This is a genomic window from Geodermatophilus pulveris, from assembly GCF_900188375.1.
GTDB classification, from domain to species: Bacteria; Actinomycetota; Actinomycetes; order Mycobacteriales; family Geodermatophilaceae; genus Geodermatophilus; species Geodermatophilus pulveris.
This window is the reverse complement of the sequence record NZ_FZOO01000001.1, coordinates 277,657-299,081: the sequence shown is the minus strand read 5'-3', so window position 1 is coordinate 299,081 and position 21,425 is coordinate 277,657. Positions and strand designations below refer to the sequence as shown.

The following is a 21,425-nucleotide window of genomic DNA, read 5'->3' as shown; positions in this document are numbered from 1 at the left end:
ACGGCAGGTGACCGGCCGATCACGGCTCCCGCGCCGGTGTGCGGACGTGTCGCACGTCCCCGCTGGCCAGCTCGACGGCCCCGGCCGCCGTCCGGACGACGAGCCGGCCGTCCCAGTCCACGGCCTCCGCGGCTCCCTCGAGGGTCGACGCGTCGGGCAGCGTGACGACGACCTGCGCGCCCACCGTCGAGCACCACGCCAGGTAGTCCCGCGCCAGGCCGGCGGCGACCGGGTCGCCGAGGGCCGCCGTCCACGCGCGGTAGCGGCGCTCGAATCCGCGCAGGAACCGCAGCAGCACCGCCGGGCGGTCGACCGGACCCCCCGCGGCCAGCGCCAGCGACGTGCCGGTCGGCGGCAGTTCCTCGGGGCGGGTGGAGACGTTGAGGCCCACGCCGACCACCACCGCGCCGCCGCCCACCTCGGCGAGGACGCCGGCCAGCTTGGCGCCGTCCGCGGCGAGCAGGTCGTTGGGCCACTTGAGCGAGGCGCGCACGCCGGGCACCTCCCCGACGGCCTCGGCCAGCGCGACGCCGGTCAGCAGCGGCAGCCAGCCGCGGCGGGCGGCGGGGACGTCGGGGCGCAGCAGGACCGACACGGTGAGCCCCGCACCCGGCGGGGAGGTCCAGGTGCGGTCCAGCCGCCCCCGGCCGGTGACCTGGTGCTCGGCCACCAGCACGGTGCCCTCCGGGGCGCCGCCGGCCGCCGCGTCGAGCAGCGCGGCGTTGGTGGAGCCGATCTCGGGCACCACCTCCAGCGACCGCCACAGGTCGCTGCCGGAGGTCAGCGCGGCGCCCAGCGCCGTCGCGTCGAGCGGGGCCCGGGAGGGGTCGGAGGAGGCGGACGACGAGGCTTCGGCCACTCCCCTACGCTACGGAACCTGTGACGGCGGCTGAACGGGCAGGCGCCGGGGACGACGTCCCCGGCGGCATCGACATCCACACGACGGCGGGCAAGCTGGCCGACCTCGAGCGCCGCATCGAGGAGGCCGCCCACGCCGGCTCCGAGCGGGCCGTGGACAAGCAGCACGCCGCGGGCAAGATGACCGCCCGGGAGCGGATCGAGACGCTGCTGGACCCGGGGTCGTTCACCGAGCTCGACGAGTTCGCCCGCCACCGCTCCACCAGCTTCGGCATGGAGGCCCGCCGTCCCCTCGGCGACGGCGTCGTCACCGGCTACGGCACCGTCGACGGCCGCCCGGTGTGCGTGTTCTCCCAGGACGTCACCGTCTTCGGCGGCAGCCTCGGCGAGGTCTACGGCGAGAAGATCGTCAAGGTGCTGGACCTCGCGATGCGGACCGGCTGCCCGGTCGTCGGCATCAACGAGGGCGGCGGGGCGCGCATCCAGGAGGGCGTGGTCTCCCTCGGCCTGTACGCGGAGATCTTCCGGCGCAACGTGCACGCCTCCGGCGTCGTCCCGCAGATCTCGCTGGTGATGGGCGCCGCCGCCGGCGGGCACGTCTACTCCCCCGCGCTCACCGACTTCGTCGTGATGGTCGACGGCACCAGCCAGATGTTCATCACCGGCCCGGACGTGGTGAAGACCGTCACCGGCGAGGACGTCACCCTCGAGGACCTCGGCGGCGCCCGCACGCACAACACCCGCTCCGGGGTGGCGCACTACCTGGCCGAGGACGAGGACGACGCCCTGGACTACGTCAAGGCGCTGCTGTCCCACCTGCCGAGCAACAACCTCGACCCGCTGCCGGTCGTCGAGGTGCCCCCGGTCGACACCACGGCGGACGGCGTCACCGACACCGACCGCGAGCTGGACACGTTCGTCCCGGACTCCGCCAACACGCCCTACGACATGCACACCGTCATCGAGCACGTGCTCGACGACGGCGACTTCCTCGAGGTGCAGCCGCTGTTCGCCCCGAACATCGTCGTCGGCTTCGGCCGGGTCGAGGGCCGGCCGGTCGGCGTCGTGGCCAACCAGCCGACCCAGTTCGCCGGCACGCTGGACATCGACGCCAGCGAGAAGGCGGCGCGCTTCGTGCGCACCTGCGACGCGTTCAACGTCCCGGTGCTGACCTTCGTCGACGTCCCCGGGTTCCTGCCGGGCACCTCCCAGGAGTGGGAGGGGATCATCCGCCGCGGCGCGAAGCTGATCTACGCCTACGCCGAGGCCACCGTCCCGAAGATCACCGTGATCACCCGCAAGGCCTACGGCGGCGCCTACGACGTCATGGGCTCCAAGCACCTCGGCGCCGACCTCAACCTGGCCTGGCCGACGGCGCAGATCGCCGTCATGGGCGCCCAGGGCGCGGTGAACATCCTCTACCGGCGGGAGCTGGCCGAGGCCGGGGACCCCGACGCCCGCCGCGCCGAGCTGATCACCGAGTACGAGGACGCGCTGCTGTCGCCCTACGTCGCCGCCGACCGCGGGTACGTCGACCAGGTGATCCGCCCGTCGCTGACCCGCATCGAGGTCACCAAGGGCCTGCGGCTGCTCGCCAACAAGCGCCAGACGCTGCCCCCGAAGAAGCACGGGAACATCCCGCTGTGAGAGGTGACGGCCTGGAGCGGCCCCCTGCAGGGTCCCGCCGCGAGCCTGCGGGTGGTGGGGGGCAGGGGGTCCTTCGGCTGCGGGTCGTCCGGGGCGAGCCGACCGCGGAGGAGCTCGCCGCACTCACCGTCGTCGTCGCCGCGCTCGCGCAGCGGCGGCGCCCGCGGCGCCGGCCGGCCCCCGTCGGTGCCTGGGCGTCGCCCGCGGACACCCACCGCCGACCACTGCAGGTGGGGCCCGGCGGCTGGCGCGCCTCGGGGAGGACCGCATGAGCGTGGACCGCAGGCTGGTGCTGGCCTCGGCGTCCCCCGCCCGCCTCGCGCTGATGCGCCAGGCCGGGCTGGCACCCGAGGTCGTGGTGAGCCGGGTGGACGAGTCGACGGTGCGGGCCGCGCGGGTCGCCGAGCAGGTCGCCCTGCTGGCCGCCGCCAAGGCCCGCGCCGTGGCGGAGGAGGAGACCGACGCGCTCGTCGTCGGGGCCGACTCCCTGCTGGAGTTCCGCGGGCAGCCGCTGGGCAAGCCGGCCGACGTGCACGACGCCCGGGACCGCTGGCGCCGGATGGGCGGCCGCAGCGGCGTGCTGCACACGGGGCAGGCGCTGTTCGACGTCCAGGCCGGTCAGGTGGTCAGCCGGGACGTCGCCGTCGTCTCCACCACCGTGCACTTCGCCAGCCCGGCGCCGCAGGAGCTCGAGTCCTACCTGGCCACCGGGGAGCCGCTCGCCGTGGCGGGCGCGTTCACCCTCGACGGGCTGGGCGCGCCCTTCGTCCGCCGGGTGGACGGCGACCCCGCGGCCGTGGTCGGGCTGTCGCTGGCCACGCTGCGCACGCAGCTGGCCAGGCGCGGCCTGGCGATCACCGACCTCTGGCGTCGCTGAGGCCCCCGGGGACACAGACACCACAGCCGTCGTCGGCCCCGTCCCGGCCGGCGTGCGACGGTGCGCTCACCACGGAGGTGAGCACGTCGATGCGCTGGGTCCGCTCTCTCGTCGCCGTCGTCCTGGCGCTCGCGATCACCTGCTCGGGCGCCGGGGTGGCACGTGCCGACCCCACCCGCGGGCTGGTCGACGCCGGTGCCGCCGAGGCCGCGGCCCGCGGGACGACCGCCGGGATCGCCGTCCTCGACCGCGCCACCGGCCGCTACACCGACAACGGGGCGAAGGCGCACCAGCGCTTCGGCTCGGCCTCGCTGGTGAAGCTGTTCATCGCCGACAGCGTGCTGCGCCGCGCGAGCCTCGGCGAGATCGGACTGGGCCAGGCCGACCGGGACGCCCTCGGGCGGATGCTCCGGTCCTCGGACGACGCGGCGGCCAGCCGGCTGTGGAGCCGCTTCGGCGGCTCCGGCATCGTCCACGACGTCATCCGCCGGTACGGCCTGCACGAGACCCGGCCCCCGGCCAACCCCCGCTACTGGGGGCTGACCCAGGTGACCGCACACGACCTGGTGGTGTTCTACGCCGGCATGCTGTCCGGGGCCGGCGGGCTGCCCGCCCACGACCGCGACCTCGTCGTCGACCAGCTGCGCCGGGCCACGGTGCACGGCACCGACGGTGTGCACCAGTGGTTCGGCCTGCGCGACGGCCTGCCCCACGAGCGGGTGCTCGGCATCAAGCAGGGCTGGATGTGCTGCTTCGCCGACGGCTACACCTGGCGGCACACCACCGGCCTCGTCGGCGAGGACGCCCGCTACGTCGTCGTGGTCCTGGCCCGGGACGAGCGGTCCCGCGGCTCGGCGCACACCACGACGTCCTCGACCCGGATCGTCCAGCGGATGTTCCCCGCCGGCCTGGTGCCGCGGGTCCAGGGCGCGATCGGCACCCGGTGGTACCGGATGGGCGGCCACACCAGCCGGCTGGGGCTGCCCGTCGGCGAGGAGATCGCACTGCCCGGCGGCGCCACCAGCCACTTCCGTGGCGGCGCCATCTACTGGTCGCCGGGCACTGGCGCGCACTGGGTCACCGGCGCGATCCGCCGCACCTGGGAGGCCACCGGCGCCGAACGCGGCCGGCTCGGCTACCCCACCAGCGACGAGATCACCCTGCGCGGCGGCGCCGGCAGCCGCTTCCAGGGCGGCGCCATCTACTGGTCGCCGGGCACTGGCGCGCACTGGGTCACCGGCGCGATCCGCCGCACCTGGGAGGCCACCGGCGCCGAACGCGGCCGGCTCGGCTACCCCACCAGCGACGAGATCACCCTGCGCGGCGGCGCCGGCAGCCGCTTCCAGGGCGGCGCCATCTACTGGTCACCCGACACCGGCGCGCACTGGGTCACCGGCGCGATCCGCCGCACCTGGGAGGCCACCGGCGCCGAACGCGGCCGGCTGGGCTACCCCACCAGCGACGAGATCACCCTGCGCGGCGGCGCCGGCAGCCGCTTCCAGGGCGGCGCCATCTACTGGTCACCCGACACCGGCGCGCACTGGGTCACCGGCGCGATCCGCCGCACCTGGGAGGCCACCGGCGCCGAACGCGGCCGGCTGGGCTACCCCACCAGCGACCCCCGCCCGGTGGCCGGCGGCACCCGCGTGGACTTCGAGCACGGCAGCCTGACCGAGACGTCCTCGGGCCGGGTGGTCACCAGCGGGACCCGGACCGCGGGAGGGACGCCGTGAGGTCGGTGCGGGTCCTCGTCGCGGCCACCGTCCTGCTCGGCGCGGCCGGCTGCACCGGCGCCGGTGGCGGGGCCGGTGCCGCGCCGTCCGGCGGCTCCGCGGCACGGCCTGCACCGGCCGGCAGCGCGGAGGCGCGGGAACTGACCGCACTGCCGGCCGGCCCGGCCACGGGGACAGCGGTCGTCTCCTACACCGGGGTCGGGGAGGTGCGGGCCCCCTTCGACGGCGAGTGCTCGCACACCGGGGACACCACCCGGCTGGACGGCTCGGCCGACACCGCCCGCATCCGGCTCGACGTCGGACCCGACGGCGCCCGGCTCGTGCTGGACGACCTCGGCCTGTCCGCGACCGCCGACCTGACCACCGGCCGGTACGAGGTCGTGGGCGACCACCTCGGCCTCGCCGCCGGCCTGGAGCAGGCCGGGCAGACGATCGGCTCGGTGCACCTCGAGGTGGACTGCGGCGGGTGAGCGCGCCCCGGCGTCGTCCGCCTCGACCTGCCCCGATCGGGCGCGGCCGCACTGGCTAGGCTCGCGTGCGGCCTACCCGAGGGAGAACACCGGTGCAGAAGGTCCTGATCGCCAACCGCGGGGAGATCGCGGTCCGGGTCGCCCGTGCGTGCAGGGACGCCGGGTTGACCAGCGTGGCGGTCTACGCCGAGCCCGACCGCGACGCGCTGCACGTCCGCGCGGCCGACGAGGCGTACGCCCTCGGGGGGACGACGCCGGGCGACTCCTACCTGGTGATCGACAAGGTGCTCGCCGCCGCGCGCCAGGCCGGCGCCGACGCGGTGCACCCCGGCTACGGCTTCCTGTCGGAGAACGCCGACTTCGCCCGGGCGGTCATCGACGCCGGGCTGACCTGGATCGGCCCCTCCCCCGAGGCGATCGTCGCCCTCGGCGACAAGGTGCAGGCGCGGCACATCGCCACGCGGGTCGGGGCGCCGCTGGTGCCCGGCACCACCGACCCGGTCGGCGGCGCCGACGAGGTGGTCGCCTTCGCCGAACAGCACGGCCTGCCGGTGGCCATCAAGGCGGCGTTCGGCGGGGGTGGCCGCGGCCTGAAGGTGGCCCGCACCCTGGAGGAGATCCCGGAGCTGTTCGACTCCGCCGTCCGCGAGGCCGTGGCCGCCTTCGGCCGCGGCGAGTGCTTCGTCGAGCGGTTCCTGGACGAGCCGCGGCACGTCGAGGCGCAGGTGCTCGCCGACACGCACGGCACCGTGGTCGTCGTCGGCACCCGCGACTGCTCGCTGCAGCGGCGCAACCAGAAGCTGGTCGAGGAGGCCCCGGCGCCCTTCCTCACCGACGAGCAGCGCGAGCGCATCCACTCCTCGGCCAAGGCCATCTGCGCCGAGGCCGGCTACTCCGGCGCCGGCACCGTGGAGTACCTCGTCGGGGCGGACGGCTCGATCTCCTTCCTGGAGGTCAACACCCGGCTGCAGGTGGAGCACCCGGTCAGCGAGGAGACCTCCGGCCTGGACCTGGTGCGCCAGCAGTTCCGGATCGCCGAGGGCCTGCCGCTGGAGGTGACGGAGGACCCGGCCCCGCGCGGGCACAGCATCGAGTTCCGGATCAACGCCGAGGACGCCGGGCGCGGCTTCATGCCCGCCCCCGGCCCGGTGACCCGGCTGGAGATCCCCCAGGGCCCCGGCGTGCGCTGGGACTCCGGCGTCGAGGCCGGCGGCGAGGTCGCCGGCGCCTTCGACTCGATGCTCGCCAAGCTGGTCGTCACCGGGGCCACGCGCACCGAGGCGCTGCAGCGGGCCCGCCGGGCGCTCGACGAGCTCGTCGTGGAGGGCATGCCGACGGTGGTCCCGTTCCACCGGGCCGTCGTCCGCGACGAGGCGTTCACCAGCGAGCCGTTCCGGGTGCACACCCGTTGGATCGAGACCGAGTGGGACAACCAGGTCCCGCCGTACACCGCCGCCCCGGCCGGGGGCGAGGAGCCCGAGGAGCGGCAGACGGTCGTCGTCGAGGTCGGCGGACGCCGGCTGGAGGTGTCGCTCCCCGCGGGGCTCGCTGCCGGCGGGGCGGGCGCCCCGGTGGCCGCGGGCGGCGGCGCCAAGCCGCGCCGGCGCGGTGGCGGGCACGGCGGGTCGGCGGCGTCCGGTGACTCCCTGACCAGCCCGATGCAGGGGACGATCGTCAAGGTCGCCGTCTCCGACGGGGACACCGTGGCCGAGGGCGACCTGGTCGTCGTCCTCGAGGCGATGAAGATGGAACAGTCGATCACCGCGCACAGGGCCGGCACGGTCAGTGGCCTGTCCGCGGAGGTCGGGGCCACGGTGAGCAGCGGCGCCGTCCTCTGCACCATCGCCGACTAGTCAGCCCCGGGCGCGGGCCCCGCGGCGGCGGGCGACCGCCCAGCCGGTGAGCACCAGCAGCCCGCCCAGTCCCCCGGCCACCGCGGCGGGCGGGACGCCGGCGTCCGGCACGGTGCTGACGGCGGCCGGCGCCGGACGGGTCACCTGCACGTCGCCGGTGGCCGCCGGCGCGGGCGCCGCCGGGGCGGCGGGCTGCGGTGCCGCGGCGACGGTCCCCGCGGCCGGCGCGGCCGGCGCCGCCGCGGCCACCGGGGTGGGGGCGCCCGTCGCCGGGGCGGCGGGGAGCACCTGCGGCACGGGGGCGTCCCCGGGCAGCGGGACGACCGGGACGGCGGCACCGGCGGCGGGTGCGACGGTGAGCGTCGCCGCGGCCGGCGTCACGGCGTCCACGGTGACGGTGAAGCCGCCGCCGACGGGCACCGGCACGCCGACCGGGAGCGCGGACTGCAGGTCGTCGTCCCACCGGGCGGCCGGCGACGGGGTGCCGTCGAGCAGCAGCGCGGTGTCCGGCATCGCGCCGGTGCGGCGCAGGAGCACGCCGGCGTCGAGGTCGAAGCGGTTGCCGGCCGAGCCGAGCCAGGCGTCCCGGCCGGCGGCCGTGCGCAGCTCCAGCCAGTAGGTGCCGCCCGCCGCGTCGGTCAGCCGCACCGCACGGGTGCCCGAGCGCGCCGAGAGCGGGGCGAGGGTGACCGACGTCGCCGGCCGGCCCGCCGCGACGGGCAGCTGCGCGGCCGCGGGCAGCACGCCCAGCTGGGCCGCCTGGGGGGCGCTGAGCGACCCGACGGAGCCCCACGAGGCGCCCATGACGTCGTAGTAGTCGCGGTAGGGGGCGGTGCGGCAGGTGCCGGTCTCCACCGTGCCGTCGCACTGGTGCGCCGAGGAGTGCCCGAGCCCGAAGTTGTGGCCCAGCTCGTGGGCGATCAGCGAGGGCAGCACGTCGCGGACGTAGACCCGCCCGCCGGACGCGATCCCGGTGCCCACCTGGGCCAGCGCGTAGGAGCAGCCGGCGAGGTCCCGCGGCAGGCTGCTCACGTAGACCACCAGGTGGCGGCCGGGGCCCGGCTGGAAGCCGGTGCGCCGGGCGACCTCGTCCCACAGCGCGGTCGGGTCCGCACAGCCGGCCGTCGTCCGCACCCAGTCGTGGGCGGCGGTCACGCCCAGCCGGACGGCACCGCCGGTCTCCTCGGCCCAGAACTGCGCGACCGGCCCGTCGACGGCGGCGACCACCGCGTCCAGCGGCACGCCGTCCGCCGTGCCGCCGGCCGGGACGGCCATGGCCACGGTGACCTCGTTGGTGAGCCCGGCGGCCCGGACGGCGCCGGCCGCCGGCGCCTCCCGGAGCAGCGTGCTGGCCAGCACGTCGCGGGCGGGCTCCAGGCCCTCGTCGCCGGCGTCGTCGGCGACCGGGTCGCCCACCGTGACCTCGACGGTGGAGCCGACCGGGAGGCCCGCGACCGCGTCGGTGGGCACGCGGACGGCCTCGCCCGACGTGCTCTGCACCCAGGTCAGCGGCTGTTCGGCGTGCTCCTCCCCGGCCGCCGGGGCGGCGCGGCCGGCCTCCGGCCACGCCTGCACGACCTCGCCGACGACGGTGTCCGGCGCGGCTGGGAGCGCGGCGTCCCCGGCCCGGGCGGCCGTCGCCGGCAGCCCGAGGGACAGGGCGAGCACGGTGGCGGCACCGGCCAGCGCGCGCAGCGGGCGGGGGGCGGGGGCGTTCGGGTCGGGGCGCATCCCCCCTGTCCTCGGCGGCCCGCGCGCGCATCGGCACCGGCGGCCGGGGATCCAGTCGAACCCGGTGTCACACCGGTCCCGCGACCCCCGGGTGCCGCAGCCGTCCCGTCAGGCGCGTCCCACGCTCCCCGGCCGTCCCACCCGGCTCAGGCCAGCGCGTCGGCCCGCATCAGCCGCCGGCCGGCCTCGGTGATGGACCCGGACAGCGACGGGTAGATGGCGAAGGTCTGCGCCAGGTCGCTGACCGTCAGCCCCTTGGTCACCGCCAGCGCGATCGGCAGGACCAGCTCGGAGGCCCCCGGGGCGACCACCACGCCGCCGACGACCACGCCGGTCGCCTTGCGGGCGAAGAGCTTCACGAACCCGTCGCGCAGGTCGGCCATCTTGGCCCGCGCGTTGGTGGCCAGCGGCAGCCGGACGACCTCGATGTCGGCGCCCTCGGGCATCGACTTCTCCTGGACGCCGACGGTGGCGATCTCCGGGTGGGTGAAGACGTTGGCCGACACCGTCTTGAGCCGGATCGGCGTGACGGCCTCGCCGAGCGCGTGCCACATCGCGATCCGGCCCTGCATCGCCGCCACCGACGCCAGCTGGAACACCCCGGTCACGTCGCCGGCGGCGTACACGCCGGGCACGCTGGTGCGCGAGACGCGGTCGACGACGACGTGCCCGGACGGCGCCAGCTCCACGCCCGTGCCCTCCAGGTTCAGCCCGGCGGTGTTGGGCATGGTCCCGACGGTCATCAGCGCGTGCGAGCCCTCGACGGTGCGCCCGTCGGTCAGCTCGACGACGACGCCCTTCTCGGTGCGCCGGACGGCGGCGGCGCGCCCGCGCTCCAGCCGTCCGCCGCGGGACTGGAAGACGGTCTCCAGCACCTCGGCGGCGTCGGAGTCCTCGCCGGGCAGCACCCGGTCGCGGGAGGACACCAGAGTGACCGGGACGCCGGCCTCCAGGTAGCCGGAGGCGAACTCCGCGCCGGTGACGCCGGAGCCGACGACGACCAGGTGCTCGGGCATCTCCTGGATGTCGTAGACGTCGCGCCAGTCGAGGATCCGCTCGTGGTCGGGCTCGGCGCCGGGCAGCACGCGCGGGTCGGCCCCGGTGGCGAGGAGCACGACGTCGCACTCCAGCGTCTCGGTGACCGAGCCGTCGCCGTCCAGCACCTCGACCCGGTGCTCGACCAGGCCGCGGCGCTCGTCGGACAGCCGGCCCTGCCCGGCGAGGACGCGCACGCCCTCGCCGACCAGCCGGGCCCGGATGTCGGCGGACTGCGCCACGGCCAGGCCCTTGACCCGCTGGTTCACCGCGACCAGGTCGATGCCCACGGCGCCGAGCTCCGAGCCGCGCACGCCGAGGGCGGTCGAGTCGCGGACGCTGCTCATCACGCCGGCCGAGGCGATGAAGGTCTTGGAGGGCACGCAGTCGGTGAGCACACTCGCCCCGCCGACGCCGTCGCGCTCCACCACGGTGACCTGCGCACCGAGGGATGCGGCGACCAGCGCGGCCTCGTAGCCGGCCGGTCCGCCGCCGATGATCACGATGCGCGTCATGGGAGTCCTTCGGGTGCGCTGCGGACACGTCCTGCCGGTCATTGTCCCCGTTGCGGACGACGGCGTGGTCGAACTCGCAGCGAGGGTCTCACCACACCGCCGTAGGCTGGCCGGTGATGGGCCTCTACGCCGCCTACGGGTCGAACATGGACCCCGCCCAGATGCTCCGGCGCTGCCCCTCCTCCCCGCACGCCGGGACCGGCTGGATCACCGGCTGGCGGCTGACCTTCGGCGGCGAGGAGTTCGGCTGGGAGGGTGCGCTGGCCACCGTCGTCCCGGACGACGCCGCGGGCCGGTCGCCGTCCCCCGGCGTCTTCGTCGCCCTCTACGACCTGACCGAGGCCGACGAGGCGGCGCTCGACGCCTGGGAGGGGGCCGACCTGGGGCTGTACCGGAAGCTCAACCTGCGGGTGCACACGCTCACCGGCGACCGGGTGGCCTACGTCTACGTGCTGGACGCCTTCGAGGGCGGGCTCCCCTCGGCGCGGTACCTGGGGGCGCTGGCGGACGCCGCCGAGGCCGCCGGCGCCCCGGACGACTACCTCGCCGACCTCCGCGCCCGGGAGTGCCGCTCCACCGGCGTCTGACCCCCGCCCCCGCTGCCCGTTCCCCCCTCCGCCGCGATCATGGACTCCGGAATGCGACGCGCCGGTCAGGCGCGGGGTGTCGCTTCCCGGACCTCATGATCGCCAGCTGCCGGGCCGCAGGCCGAGTGCCCGGGCGGTGACGGCGAGCATCTGCCGGTGGCCGCGGTAGACGTCGGCACCGGTGAAGTGCAGCAGCGTCCAGCGGTGCTCGGTCAGCCAGTTGTGCCGGTGCCGGTCGTCGCGCAGCTGCTGCGGCGTCATGTGCGACTCCTGACCGTCGAACTCCGCGCCGACCCGCTCCGCACGCCAGCCGAGGTCCAGCCACCGGGCACGGCCACCCGCCGCCACCTCGACCTGCAGGTCCGGCGCCGGGAACCCGGCGTCGAGGAACCGCCAGCGCATCCGGGACTCCATCGGGGAGTCGATGCGTGGGTCGGCGTGCGGCACCAGGCGCCGCAGCCGGCCACCTGCCGCAGCCCGGCCTGGGCCTCCGCCGCGCCGGCCAGCTGCTCCCGGGTGCAGGAGCCGGAGCGCAGTGCGGCGTCCAGCGTGGCCAGCCCGTCGATGGCCGGCGTCAGCCGCACCACGTCGCACGCGGTCCGGGCCGCCGGGGTGCACCAGACGCCGTCGACCAGGACCGCGTCCTCCGTCCCGAGGGACGACGGGTGGACCTGGATGCCCGGCCGGCGGCGGTTGCCCACCTCCGGCGGGCCGAGGAAGTGCAGCGTCCCGGGGCCGAGGACGTCGAAGCCCCACAGGGCGGCCGCCGTCGAGTGGCACGCGACCAGGTCGCCGCCGACCGCGAGCGCCGCGGCACGCACCAGCAGGGCGGGCGTGTCCGGGACCTCGCCGCCGACCAGGACCCCGCGGTACCGGCTACGGCGCCACCGGCCGCTGCGGACGAGCGCGCGGAGCCCGGTGTCACCGCAGTGGTCGAGAGCCTGGGAGGTCGTGAACACCCCGCCCTGGGCGGCGATGAGGCGGTAGAGGGCGAAGTCCATGCCCGGCACCGTCGGACCCCGCGCGGTGGAGCGGACGTCGCCAGCGGCTTCTGTGGATCACCGCCGTCCTGTGGACGCCCGACGATCACGGCCTCCGGGAAGCGACACACCGCCTCGGCGCCGCGTGTCGCTTCCTTGAGCCCATGATCGCGAGGAGAGGTCGCGAGGAGAGGGGGCGGCAGAGAGGGCAGGCAGCGGAGACCGGCGGTCAGGTGTCGGTCGCGAGCAGGCTCCGCAGCGCGTCGTCCACCTGCTCCAGGTAGGCCGGGGTCAGCCCGAACAGCGAGGCGTGGCCGTGCACGTCCTCGATGACCCGCAGCTCGCTGCCCGGGACCAGTGCCTGCTCGGCGGCGCAGTCCTCCGGCGGGAAGAACCGGTCGGTGCTGATGGGCATGACCACCGTCTTCGCGGTGATCCGGCCCAGCGCCGCGGCGAGGTCCCCGCCGGTGTGCCGGCTCACGTCGCCGCGCTGCCACTTCCAGGCCTGGGTGAGCAGGTCGCCGGCGTCCATCGGCTGGAAGTAGGCCTCCAGGAAGCCGGTGACGAAGTCCTCCGGCGAGCTGAACCCCAGCGCCCGCCAGTGCTCCCCGGTCCAGAAGTCGTTGGACAGCACGTACAGCGCGAACAGGCCGGCGTGCCGCTGCAGCCCGCCGCGGACGTCCTCGCTGTCGCGGTACCAGCCCCCGGCGTAGCCGGGGTCGGAGGTGAGGGCGTCGACCAGCGTCTGGCTGAACAGGATGCAGTGCTGGTAGCTGCGCGCGGTCCCGGCGAGCGGGGCGGCCCGCTTGACCCGGTCGGGGAACCGCACGGCCCACTCGTAGGTCTGCTGGGCGCCCATCGACCCGCCGAAGACCAGCGCCAGCTCCTCCACGCCGAGCACCTCGCGCAGCAGCCGCTCCTGGGCCACCACGTCGTCCCCGATGCGCACCCGCGGGAAGCGGGCCCGCCCGTAGGGCCCGGCCGTGTTGTGCGGCGAGGTGCCCAGCCCGCTGCCGAGCTGGTTGACCAGGACGACGAAGTGCTCGGCGGGGTCGATCGCCCGGCCCGCGCCGACGTAGGTGTCCCGCATGATCGAGTGGTTGCCGGAGTACCAGCTGGTGACCAGCACCGCGTTGTCCTTGGCGGCGTTCAGCGTGCCCAGCGTCTGGTAGGCCAGCTGGCAGCCGCGGAGGGTGGCCCCCTCCTCGAGCGCGAGGTCGCCGATGTCGGCGACCTGGTAGTCACCGTGGACGGCGGCGGAGTAGTACGGGTTGTCGATCGGCACGGGTCGGACGCTAGCGACCGGTGACGGCCCTCACACCTCCGGCGTGGCGAGGAAGGTCTCCAGGAGCTGGCGGGCGGCCAGCGCGGGGGTGAGCTCGCCGGCCAGCACCGCCTCCTCCAGCTCCGGTGCGGCGGCGCGGACGCCGGGGTGCGCGCGCAGCCGGTGCTCCAGCCCGTCGCGCACCAGCTGGCGGGTCCAGCGGACCTGCTGCGACCGCCGCCGCTGCTCGAAGGCCCCGGACGCGCGCGCCCGCTCCTGGTGCTCGACCAGCTTGGTCCACACCTCGTCGAGCCCCTCGCCGGTGAGCCCGGCGCAGGTGAGCACCGGGACGTCCCAGTCCTCCCCCGCGCCGCGCAGCATCCGGATCGCCCCGGCCAGCTCGCGGGCGGCCTTGCGGGCGGGCATCGCCTGGTCCCCGTCGGCCTTGTTGACCGCGATCACGTCGGCGATCTCCAGGATGCCGCGCTTGATGCCCTGCAGCTGGTCACCGGTGCGGGCCAGCGTCAGGAACAGGAAGGAGTCGACCATCTCCGCGACGGTGATCTCCGACTGCCCGACGCCGACGGTCTCCACCAGGACGACGTCGTAGCCGGCCGCCTCGACGACGACCATCGACTCTCGGGTGGCCTGCGCGACCCCGCCGAGCGTGCCCGACGTCGGGGAGGGCCGGACGAACGCCGCGGGGTCGACGGCCAGCCGCGCCATGCGGGTCTTGTCCCCGAGGATCGACCCGCCGGAGCGGGCCGACGACGGGTCGACGGCGAGGACGGCGACCCGCGACCCGGCCGCGGTCAGGGTCACCCCGAGCTGGTCGATGAAGGTGGACTTGCCCACCCCGGGCACGCCGCTGATCCCCACCCGCCGGGCCCCGCCGATGTGCGGCAGCAGCTCGACCAGCAGCTCCTGCGCCTGCTCCCGGTGCTCGGGGCGGTGGGACTCGACCAGCGTGATGGCGCGCGCCACCGCCCGCCGGTCTCCCCCGAGCACCCCCTCCGTCAGAGCCGGGACGTCGACCGCTCGGGCCACTACTCCTTCGCTCCCGCGGCGCGCTCCGCTCCTCGCTCGACGCCATCCGTCGCCTCCGCGGTCACTCCGCTCCTCGCTCGCTGGCGCTCGCTGCGATGCTCGCTCCCTGTCGGCTCCGGGCACCTCGCTGCGATGCTCACACGCCTGTCCGCTCAGCCGTGCCCGAGCTGGGCCGACAGCGTGCGCAGCAGCTCCTGCGCCGCCTCGGCGATGACCGTGCCGGGCGGGAAGACCGCGGCGGCACCCATCTCGCGCAGCGTCGGGACGTCGTCGGGCGGGATCACCCCGCCGACCACGATGAGCACGTCGTCGGCCCCCAGGTCGGCCAGCGCCTGCTTCAGCGCGGGCACCAGCGTCAGGTGCCCGGCGGCCAGCGAGGAGACGCCGACGACGTGCACGTCGGCCTCCACCGCCTGCCGGGCGACCTCCTCCGGCGTCTGGAACAGCGGCCCCACGTCGACGTCGAAGCCGAGGTCGGCGAAGGCGGTCGCGATGACCTTCTGCCCGCGGTCGTGGCCGTCCTGGCCCATCTTGGCGACCAGGATGCGCGGCCGGCGTCCCTCGGCCTCGGCGAACGCCTCGGCCATCCGCCGGGACTCCTCCATCGGGCCGGACGCCCCCGCCTCCTCGCGGTACACCCCGGAGATGGTGCGCACCTGCCCGGCGTGCCGCCCGTAGACCTCCTCCAGCGCGTCGGAGATCTCCCCGACGGTCGCCCGGGCCCGCGCCGCGTCGACGGCCAGCTTGAGCAGGTTGGCGTCCAGCTCGCCGCCGCGGCGTCCCTCGGCGGCCGCGCGGGCGGCGTCGGTGAGCCGGCGCAGCGCCTCCTGCACGGCGGCGGCGTCCCGGGAGGACCGCAGCTCGGCCAGCTTGGCCTTCTGCTGGGCGAGCACGTCGGCGTTGTCGACCCGCAGCACCTCGATCGCCTCGTCGGCCTCCACCCGGTACTTGTTGACGCCGATCACCGGCTGGCGGCCGGAGTCGATGCGCGCCTGGGTGCGGGCGGCGGCCTCCTCGATGCGCAGCTTCGGGATGCCGTCGTCGATGGCCTGCGCCATGCCGCCGTGCTCGGCGACCTCCTCGATGTGCGCCCAGGCGCGCCGGGCCAGGTCGTAGGTCAGCCGCTCCACGTAGGCCGAGCCGCCCCACGGGTCGATGACCCGCGTCGTCCCGGACTCCTGCTGCAGCAGCAGCTGGGTGTTGCGGGCGATCCGGGCGGAGAAGTCGGTGGGCAGCGCCAGCGCCTCGTCGAGGGCGTTGGTGTGCAGCGACTGGGTGTGCCCCTGGGTGGCGGCCATGGCCTCCAGGCAGGTGCGGACGACGTTGTTGTAGACGTCCTGCGCGGTCAGCGACCAGCCCGAGGTCTGCGAGTGGGTGCGCAGCGCCAGCGACTTGGGGTTCCGCCCGCCGGCCTCCTGCACGAGCCGGGCCCACAGCAGCCGCCCGGCGCGCAGCTTGGCGACCTCCATGAAGAAGTTCATGCCGATCGCCCAGAAGAAGCTCAACCGCGGCGCGAACCCGTCGACGTCGATCCCGGCGTCCTTGCCCGCCGCCAGGTACTCCACGCCGTCGGCCAGCGTGTACGCCAGCTCCAGGTCGGCCGTCGCCCCGGCCTCCTGGATGTGGTAGCCGGAGATGGAGATCGAGTTGAACCGCGGCATCTGCTGGGAGGTGAACGCGAAGATGTCGCTGATGATCTGCATCGACGGCTTGGGCGGGTAGATGTAGGTGTTGCGGACCATGAACTCCTTGAGGATGTCGTTCTGGATGGTCCCGGTGAGCTGCTCCGGCGCCACCCCCTGCTCCTCCGCGGCCAGCACGTAGAGCGCGAGCACGGGCAGCACCGCGCCGTTCATGGTCATCGAGACGCTCATCCGGTCCAGCGGGATGCCGTCGAACAGCTGCCGCATGTCCAGGATCGAGTCGATGGCCACCCCGGCCATGCCGACGTCGCCCACCACCCGCGGGTGGTCGGAGTCGTAGCCGCGGTGGGTGGGCAGGTCGAAGGCCACCGACAGGCCCTTCTGCCCGGCGGCGAGGTTGCGCCGGTAGAAGGCGTTGGACTCCGTGGCGGTGGAGAAGCCCGCGTACTGGCGGACCGTCCACGGCTGGGTGGTGTACATCGTCGGGTAGGGCCCGCGCAGGTACGGCGGGGCGCCCGGGTAGGTCTCCAGGAAGTCCAGCCCCCGCAGGTCCGCCGGGGTGAACAGCGGCGGGACGGCGATGCCCTCCGGGGTCTCCCAGGTCGCCTCCTCCACGCCGCGGCCGCTGGTCTCCTTGAACGCCTTGGCCCAGTCGTCGGCCGACGAGCCGGCCGCGGGCCGGCCCAGGTCGACGGAGCCGAAGTCGGGGATGCCGCTCATGCCAGGACCTCCTTGGGGCCGCCGTCCGCGTGCGGACGGCCGATGCCGAGCTGCTCGTGCACTGTCCTCAGCACGCCGAGTGCGTCGCACCCGGCGTACACGTACCCGTCGACGCCGTCGACCTGCAGCGACGGCTTGCCGGCCAGCCACACGGAGGTGGCGCCGGCGGCGCGCAGCTCCGCGGCGAGGGCGGCCGCGGACTCCGCGTAGTCCTTGTCGGTACCGCAGATGCAGGCGACCGTGGTGCCGGCGTCGGCGAGGCCGGAGGCCCCGTCCCCGGACGGCGTCGCCAGGCCGCCGGCCTGGAACAGGTTGCCGGCGAAGCCCGCCCGCGCGGTGTGCCGGGCGACGGACCCGACGGTCGCCAGGTACACCTGCGGCCGCTGTGCGTCCCCCGCCCGCCCCACGGCGTCGGCGCGGTCGCGCAGCTCCTCGAAGGCCTGCGCCGCCCGCACCCGCGGCAGCCCGCCGGTCGGGCGGAGGTCCGCGGCGGGCTGCCGCTCGGGCAGCTTCTCGGCCAGGTTGGGGAACTCGCTGACGCCGGTGATCGCGTCGGTGCGGTGCGCCAGCCGCTCGGTGCGGGCGTCCCAGGCGGCGGCGATGCGGTCGCCCACCAGGCCGGAGTCCAGCGCGGCGGCCAGCCCGCCGGCCCGCTCGATCTCGCGGAACCAGTCCCACGCGGCCCCGGACAGGGCGTCGGTGAGCGACTCGACGTACCAGGAGCCGCCGCCCGGGTCGAGCACGCGGGCCAGGTGGGCCTCCTCGACCAGCAGGTTCTGGGTGTTCCGGGCGATGCGGCGGGAGAACGCGTCCGGCAGGCCGGCCGCGGCGTCGAACGGCTGCACGGTGACCACCTCGGCGCCGCCGACGCCCGCGGCGAAGCAGGCGACCGTCGTCCGCAGCATGTTGACCCACGGGTCGCGCCGGGTGGTCATCACCGACGAGGTGACCGCGTGCTGCCGCTGGCCGCGGGCCTCGGGCGAGGCGCCGCTGACCTCCCCGACCCGGTCCCACAGCCGGCGCGCGGCGCGCAGCCCGGCGATGGTCGTGAACTGGTCGGCGCCGGCCGCGTAGCGGAACTCCAGCTGGGCGAACGCCTCGTCCACGGACAGGCCGCCGTCGGTGAGCGCCCGCAGGTAGGCCACCCCGGCGGCCAGCGAGCAGCCGAGCTCCTCCACCGCGGAGGCGCCGGCGTCGTGGAAGACGGTGCCGTCGACGACGACGGTGCGCCACCCGGCCGGCGCGCGGCGGGCGACCCCGGCCAGCCCGGTGAGGTCCTGCGCCTGCCCGGAGGCCGCGTGCACGCCGAGCGGGTCCAGGCCCAGCGACCCGCCGGGCGCCAGGTCGGCGCGCCCGTCGACCAGGGCGAGCAGCGCCTCGGCGGCCGGCAGCCCGCCGGAGACCGCGACCGGCGCCAGGTCGAGGTAGACGCCGGAGAGCACCTCGCCCAGGGCGTCGGCCGGGACCGCGCCGTCCCCGACCTCCAGCCACAGCGAGGTGACGCCGTTCTCCAGGTCCGCGGCGATCGCCTCCCGCGTCAGCGCCACGTCGGGGTGGGCGTGCCGCTGCCGGATGTCCCAGCTGGCCGAGGCCCCGCCGGCCGCGCCCCCGGCGGCGGAGACGGCGGCCGAGCCGGCCGGGCCGACCGCCGGGCGGGCGCCGCGGACGAAGGGGGCCAGGCCCGGGACGCCGACCGCGGCGGGCAGGTCCCCGGCGTCCTCGGCGGTGTAGAGCGGGGCCACGCTGACGCCGGTGGCCACCGGCACCCGCAGCGCGTCCTCGACCGGGTCGGGCAGGTCCTCCCGGCCGGCCTTGCGCAGCACCGCCGCCACCATCTCCCGCCAGCGCTCGCGGGTGGCCGGCGGGAAGCCGGCGGCGAGGCTGAGGTCGTCGGGGACCTCGTGCTCGGCGGGGACCTCCGCGTCCGGCGCGGCGGTCTGCTGGTCGCTGGCACTCATCGGCGCTCCCGGGTGGTCGGGGTCGGTCTCTACCGGCGGTGACCCTGGCCGGGACGTCCCGGCCGGGGGGTGGGGCCGGACGGCGTGCTGCCGGCATCGGCGGCCAGGGCGTGCAGGGCGGCGCGGGCGAGCAGCCGGACGCCGACGCCGATGGCCCGCTCGTCGACGTCGAAGGTGCCCCGGTGCAGGTCCAGCGGGGGCCCGCCGCCGTGCGTGCCCAGGCGGGCCAGCGCGATGGGCAGCACGTCGGCGAACCAGCCGAAGTCCTCCCCGCCCATGCTCTGCGGCGAGGCGCGCAGGCCGTCCCCGCCGACGGTCTCCAGCGCGGCGGAGCGCAGCAGCGCGACCGAGCGCGGGTCGTTGACCACCGGGGGTACGCCGCGGGTGTAGTCGACCTGCACCTGCGCGCCGGTGGTGGCCGCGACCTTCTCCACCAGCGAGCGCAGCAGCGCCTCGGCGTCCTTCCAGGTGTCGCGGTCCAGCACCCGCACCGTGCCCCGGAGGTGGCCGCGCTGCGGGATGGCGTTGGCCGCGACCCCGGCGTCGACGGCCCCCCACACCAGCGACATGCCGGCCCGCGGGTCGACCTGCCGGGACATCAGCGCCGGCAGGTCGGTGATCAGCCGGCCGAGGGCGTCGACCAGGTCGACGGTCAGCTGCGGCCGGGCGGTGTGCCCCCCGGGGCCGGTGAGCGTGACGTCCATCCGGTCGCAGGCCGCGGTGATCGCACCGGTGCGCAGGCCGACGGTGCCGACGGGGAGGGAGGGGTCGCAGTGCAGCGCCAGGGCCCGGGAGGCCCCCTCCAGGACGCCGGCGGCGACCACCCCGGTCGCGCCGCCGGGCACGGTCTCCTCGGCCGGCTGGAAGACGCAGCGCACCGTGCCGGGCAGGGCGTCCTGCTCGGCCAGCGCCAGCGCCACGCCGAGCAGGACGGTGGTGTGCACGTCGTGCCCGCAGGCGTGGCAGGTGTCCTCGCGGCGGGAGGCGTAGGGGACGTCCTTGAGGTCGGCCAGCGGCAGCGCGTCGATGTCGGCGCGCAGCACCACGACCGGCTCCCCCGAGCCGACCTCGACGACCAGCCCGGTGCCGCTGGGCAGCCGCCGGGGCGCCAGGCCGGCCTCGCGCAGCCGCTGCTCCAGGTGGGACGTCGTCTCGAACTCCGCGAAGGACAGCTCGGGGTGGGCGTGCAGGTGGCGGCGGACGGCGACCAGCTGGGCGTGGTGCGCGGCGGTCCACTCGTCGACGGCCGTGCCGAGCTTCTCCTGGTCGGTCATGCGGCGGCGTCCCTCATGCCGCGTGACCGCCGGCGCACCGGGCCGGGCCGGGCACCGGCGGGGTGCCGGTGGGCCCGCTGCCCGGCAGCGGCTGGGTGGGCAGGCCGTCACGCAGCTCGGCCAGCAGGCCGTCGACGACGGCGGTCAGGTCGCCGCCGGTCGCCGCCGCGATCGCGCGCTGGCGCTGGTAGGACGCGCCGACGGCCAGGATGCGGTGCACGTCGGCCAGCTCGGTCTCGCAGTTCAGCCGGCGGGCGGTGGGCTCGAGGTCCTCGACCAGGTCGGCGATGGCCTGGCGCACCGGCAGCACGGTGCCCTTCTCGTCGACGACGATGTCGGCGTCCAGCCCGTAGCGGGCCGCCCGCCACTTGTTCTCCCGCAGCACCCACGACGCCGGGACGGGCAGCGTGTAGCCGCGGTCGAGCTGGCTGTCGAACTGCTCGACCAGGCACTGGGACAGCGCCGCGATGGCCCCCACCTCGTCCAGGGTGGGCAACCCGTCGCAGATGCGCAGCTCGACGGTGCCGAAGTCCGGGTGCGGGCGGATGTCCCACCACACCTCGCGGACGCTCTCGATGGTGTGCGTGGAGATCAGCGTCTCCATGTACTCCTCGAACCGCTCCCACCCCGACAGCTGGTAGGGCAGGCCGGCGGTCGGCATCCCCTCGAACACCTTGGAGCGGGCCGAGGCCAGGCCGGTGTCGCAGCCGACCCAGAACGGGGAGGACGCCGACAGCGCGAGGAAGTGCGGGACGTACTGGGTGAGCGCGTTGACGATCGGGATGGCCTTCTCCGGCGCGCGGACGCCCACGTGCACGTGCACCCCGAAGATCTGCAGCCGGCGGGCCAGCCACTGCATGCGCTCGACGAGCTGCTGGTAGCGCTCCTTGGGCGAGATCTGCTGGGTCTGCCAGTCGGTGATCGGGTGGGTGCCGGCGCACATCAGGCCCAGCCCGCGGCGCGCGGCGGCCGTCCGCACCTCGGCGACCGTGCCGGCCAGGTCGGCCTTGGCCTCGGCGACGGTGCTGCAGACCCCGGTGATGACCTCGATCGTCGACTGCAGCAGCTCGTGCTTGGCCCGGGGGTGCTCCTCGGCGCCCTCGGGGCGGAGCTCCTCGAGGATCTCGACGGCGCCCGCGGTCAGCTGGCGGGTCCGCAGGTCGACGAGCTGCAGCTCCCACTCCACGCCGAGGCTGGCGCGCTCGGACGACCGGAACGGGATCTCCACTCCCT

At 75.8% G+C, this 21,425-nt stretch carries 18 protein-coding genes; 7 read left to right on the top strand and 11 right to left on the bottom strand.

Annotated elements, in window-relative coordinates; translation table 11 throughout:
* Window positions 1-19: 19 nt before the first annotated feature.
* A complete protein-coding gene (locus CHB98_RS01550) occupies window positions 20-859 on the bottom strand; it encodes a biotin--[acetyl-CoA-carboxylase] ligase (RefSeq protein WP_089303839.1) in 840 nt (279 codons plus the stop codon).
* 20 nt (window positions 860-879) lie between these two features.
* Here CHB98_RS01550 and CHB98_RS01545 point away from each other — a divergent pair, with 20 nt between their 5' ends.
* The 6 genes from CHB98_RS01545 to CHB98_RS01520 all read left to right on the top strand — a co-directional run bounded on the left by CHB98_RS01545 (window position 880) and on the right by CHB98_RS01520 (window position 7,438).
* Window positions 880-2,505: an acyl-CoA carboxylase subunit beta gene (locus CHB98_RS01545; RefSeq protein WP_089303838.1), complete on the top strand. Its 1,626-nt coding sequence runs from the start codon at window positions 880-882 to the stop codon at window positions 2,503-2,505.
* Complete coding sequence (locus CHB98_RS01540) at window positions 2,502-2,777, top strand: acyl-CoA carboxylase subunit epsilon (RefSeq protein ID WP_245820848.1); 276 nt, start codon at window positions 2,502-2,504, stop codon at window positions 2,775-2,777. Before CHB98_RS01545 ends, CHB98_RS01540 begins: the two co-directional genes overlap by 4 nt.
* Window positions 2,774-3,382: a Maf family protein gene (locus CHB98_RS01535; protein ID WP_089303837.1), complete on the top strand. Its 609-nt coding sequence runs from the start codon at window positions 2,774-2,776 to the stop codon at window positions 3,380-3,382. The genes CHB98_RS01540 and CHB98_RS01535 overlap by 4 nt, the downstream gene beginning before the upstream one ends.
* 89 nt (window positions 3,383-3,471) lie before the next feature.
* A complete protein-coding gene (locus CHB98_RS01530) occupies window positions 3,472-5,115 on the top strand; it encodes a serine hydrolase (protein ID WP_089303836.1) in 1,644 nt (547 codons plus the stop codon).
* Window positions 5,112-5,585 (top strand): hypothetical protein, encoded by a 474-nt coding sequence (locus CHB98_RS01525; protein WP_143424911.1) that lies wholly within the window; start codon window positions 5,112-5,114, stop codon window positions 5,583-5,585. Before CHB98_RS01530 ends, CHB98_RS01525 begins: the two co-directional genes overlap by 4 nt.
* 92 nt (window positions 5,586-5,677) lie before the next feature.
* Window positions 5,678-7,438 (top strand): acetyl/propionyl/methylcrotonyl-CoA carboxylase subunit alpha, encoded by a 1,761-nt coding sequence (locus CHB98_RS01520; protein WP_089303834.1) that lies wholly within the window; start codon window positions 5,678-5,680, stop codon window positions 7,436-7,438.
* Here CHB98_RS01520 and CHB98_RS20915 read toward each other — a convergent pair whose 3' ends face one another.
* Entirely contained in the window at window positions 7,439-9,169 is a 1,731-nt protein-coding gene (locus CHB98_RS20915; protein WP_143424910.1) for a reprolysin-like metallopeptidase, read from the bottom strand. It lies immediately after the preceding gene.
* A 146-nt stretch (window positions 9,170-9,315) separates the two neighbouring features.
* Window positions 9,316-10,719, bottom strand: a complete 1,404-nt coding sequence (locus tag CHB98_RS01505) for an NAD(P)H-quinone dehydrogenase (RefSeq protein ID WP_089303833.1) — start codon at window positions 10,717-10,719, stop codon at window positions 9,316-9,318.
* Window positions 10,720-10,835: 116 nt separating this feature from the next.
* On the opposite strand from CHB98_RS01505, the gene CHB98_RS01500 reads away from it, so the two are divergent.
* Window positions 10,836-11,306 (top strand): gamma-glutamylcyclotransferase, encoded by a 471-nt coding sequence (locus CHB98_RS01500; RefSeq protein ID WP_089303832.1) that lies wholly within the window; start codon window positions 10,836-10,838, stop codon window positions 11,304-11,306.
* Window positions 11,307-11,399: 93 nt separating this feature from the next.
* On the opposite strand, the gene CHB98_RS21305 is transcribed toward CHB98_RS01500, so the two are convergent.
* The 8 genes from CHB98_RS21305 to CHB98_RS01465 all read right to left on the bottom strand — a co-directional run bounded on the left by CHB98_RS21305 (window position 11,400) and on the right by CHB98_RS01465 (window position 21,420).
* Window positions 11,400-11,567 (bottom strand): hypothetical protein, encoded by a 168-nt coding sequence (locus CHB98_RS21305; RefSeq protein WP_179224072.1) that lies wholly within the window; start codon window positions 11,565-11,567, stop codon window positions 11,400-11,402.
* Window positions 11,564-12,307 (bottom strand): type IV toxin-antitoxin system AbiEi family antitoxin domain-containing protein, encoded by a 744-nt coding sequence (locus CHB98_RS01495; RefSeq protein ID WP_089303831.1) that lies wholly within the window; start codon window positions 12,305-12,307, stop codon window positions 11,564-11,566. Before CHB98_RS01495 ends, CHB98_RS21305 begins: the two co-directional genes overlap by 4 nt.
* Before the next feature lie 208 nt (window positions 12,308-12,515).
* Window positions 12,516-13,571: an alpha/beta fold hydrolase gene (locus tag CHB98_RS01490; protein WP_089303830.1), complete on the bottom strand. Its 1,056-nt coding sequence runs from the start codon at window positions 13,569-13,571 to the stop codon at window positions 12,516-12,518.
* A gap of 30 nt (window positions 13,572-13,601) precedes the next feature.
* Window positions 13,602-14,597 carry a methylmalonyl Co-A mutase-associated GTPase MeaB gene (gene meaB / locus CHB98_RS01485; protein WP_089303829.1) on the bottom strand — a complete coding sequence of 332 codons (996 nt, stop codon included), beginning with the start codon at window positions 14,595-14,597 and terminating at the stop codon, window positions 13,602-13,604.
* A 152-nt stretch (window positions 14,598-14,749) separates the two neighbouring features.
* Complete coding sequence (gene scpA, locus CHB98_RS01480) at window positions 14,750-16,960, bottom strand: methylmalonyl-CoA mutase (RefSeq protein WP_089303828.1); 2,211 nt, start codon at window positions 16,958-16,960, stop codon at window positions 14,750-14,752.
* Complete coding sequence (locus tag CHB98_RS01475; protein ID WP_089303827.1) at window positions 16,957-18,918, bottom strand: methylmalonyl-CoA mutase subunit beta; 1,962 nt, start codon at window positions 18,916-18,918, stop codon at window positions 16,957-16,959. The genes scpA and CHB98_RS01475 overlap by 4 nt, the downstream gene beginning before the upstream one ends.
* A 29-nt stretch (window positions 18,919-18,947) precedes the next feature.
* Window positions 18,948-20,192, bottom strand: a complete 1,245-nt coding sequence (locus CHB98_RS01470; RefSeq protein WP_089303826.1) for an amidohydrolase — start codon at window positions 20,190-20,192, stop codon at window positions 18,948-18,950.
* Window positions 20,193-20,205: 13 nt separating this feature from the next.
* A complete protein-coding gene (locus tag CHB98_RS01465) occupies window positions 20,206-21,420 on the bottom strand; it encodes a glutamate--cysteine ligase (protein WP_089303825.1) in 1,215 nt (404 codons plus the stop codon).
* Window positions 21,421-21,425: the final 5 nt, after the last annotated feature.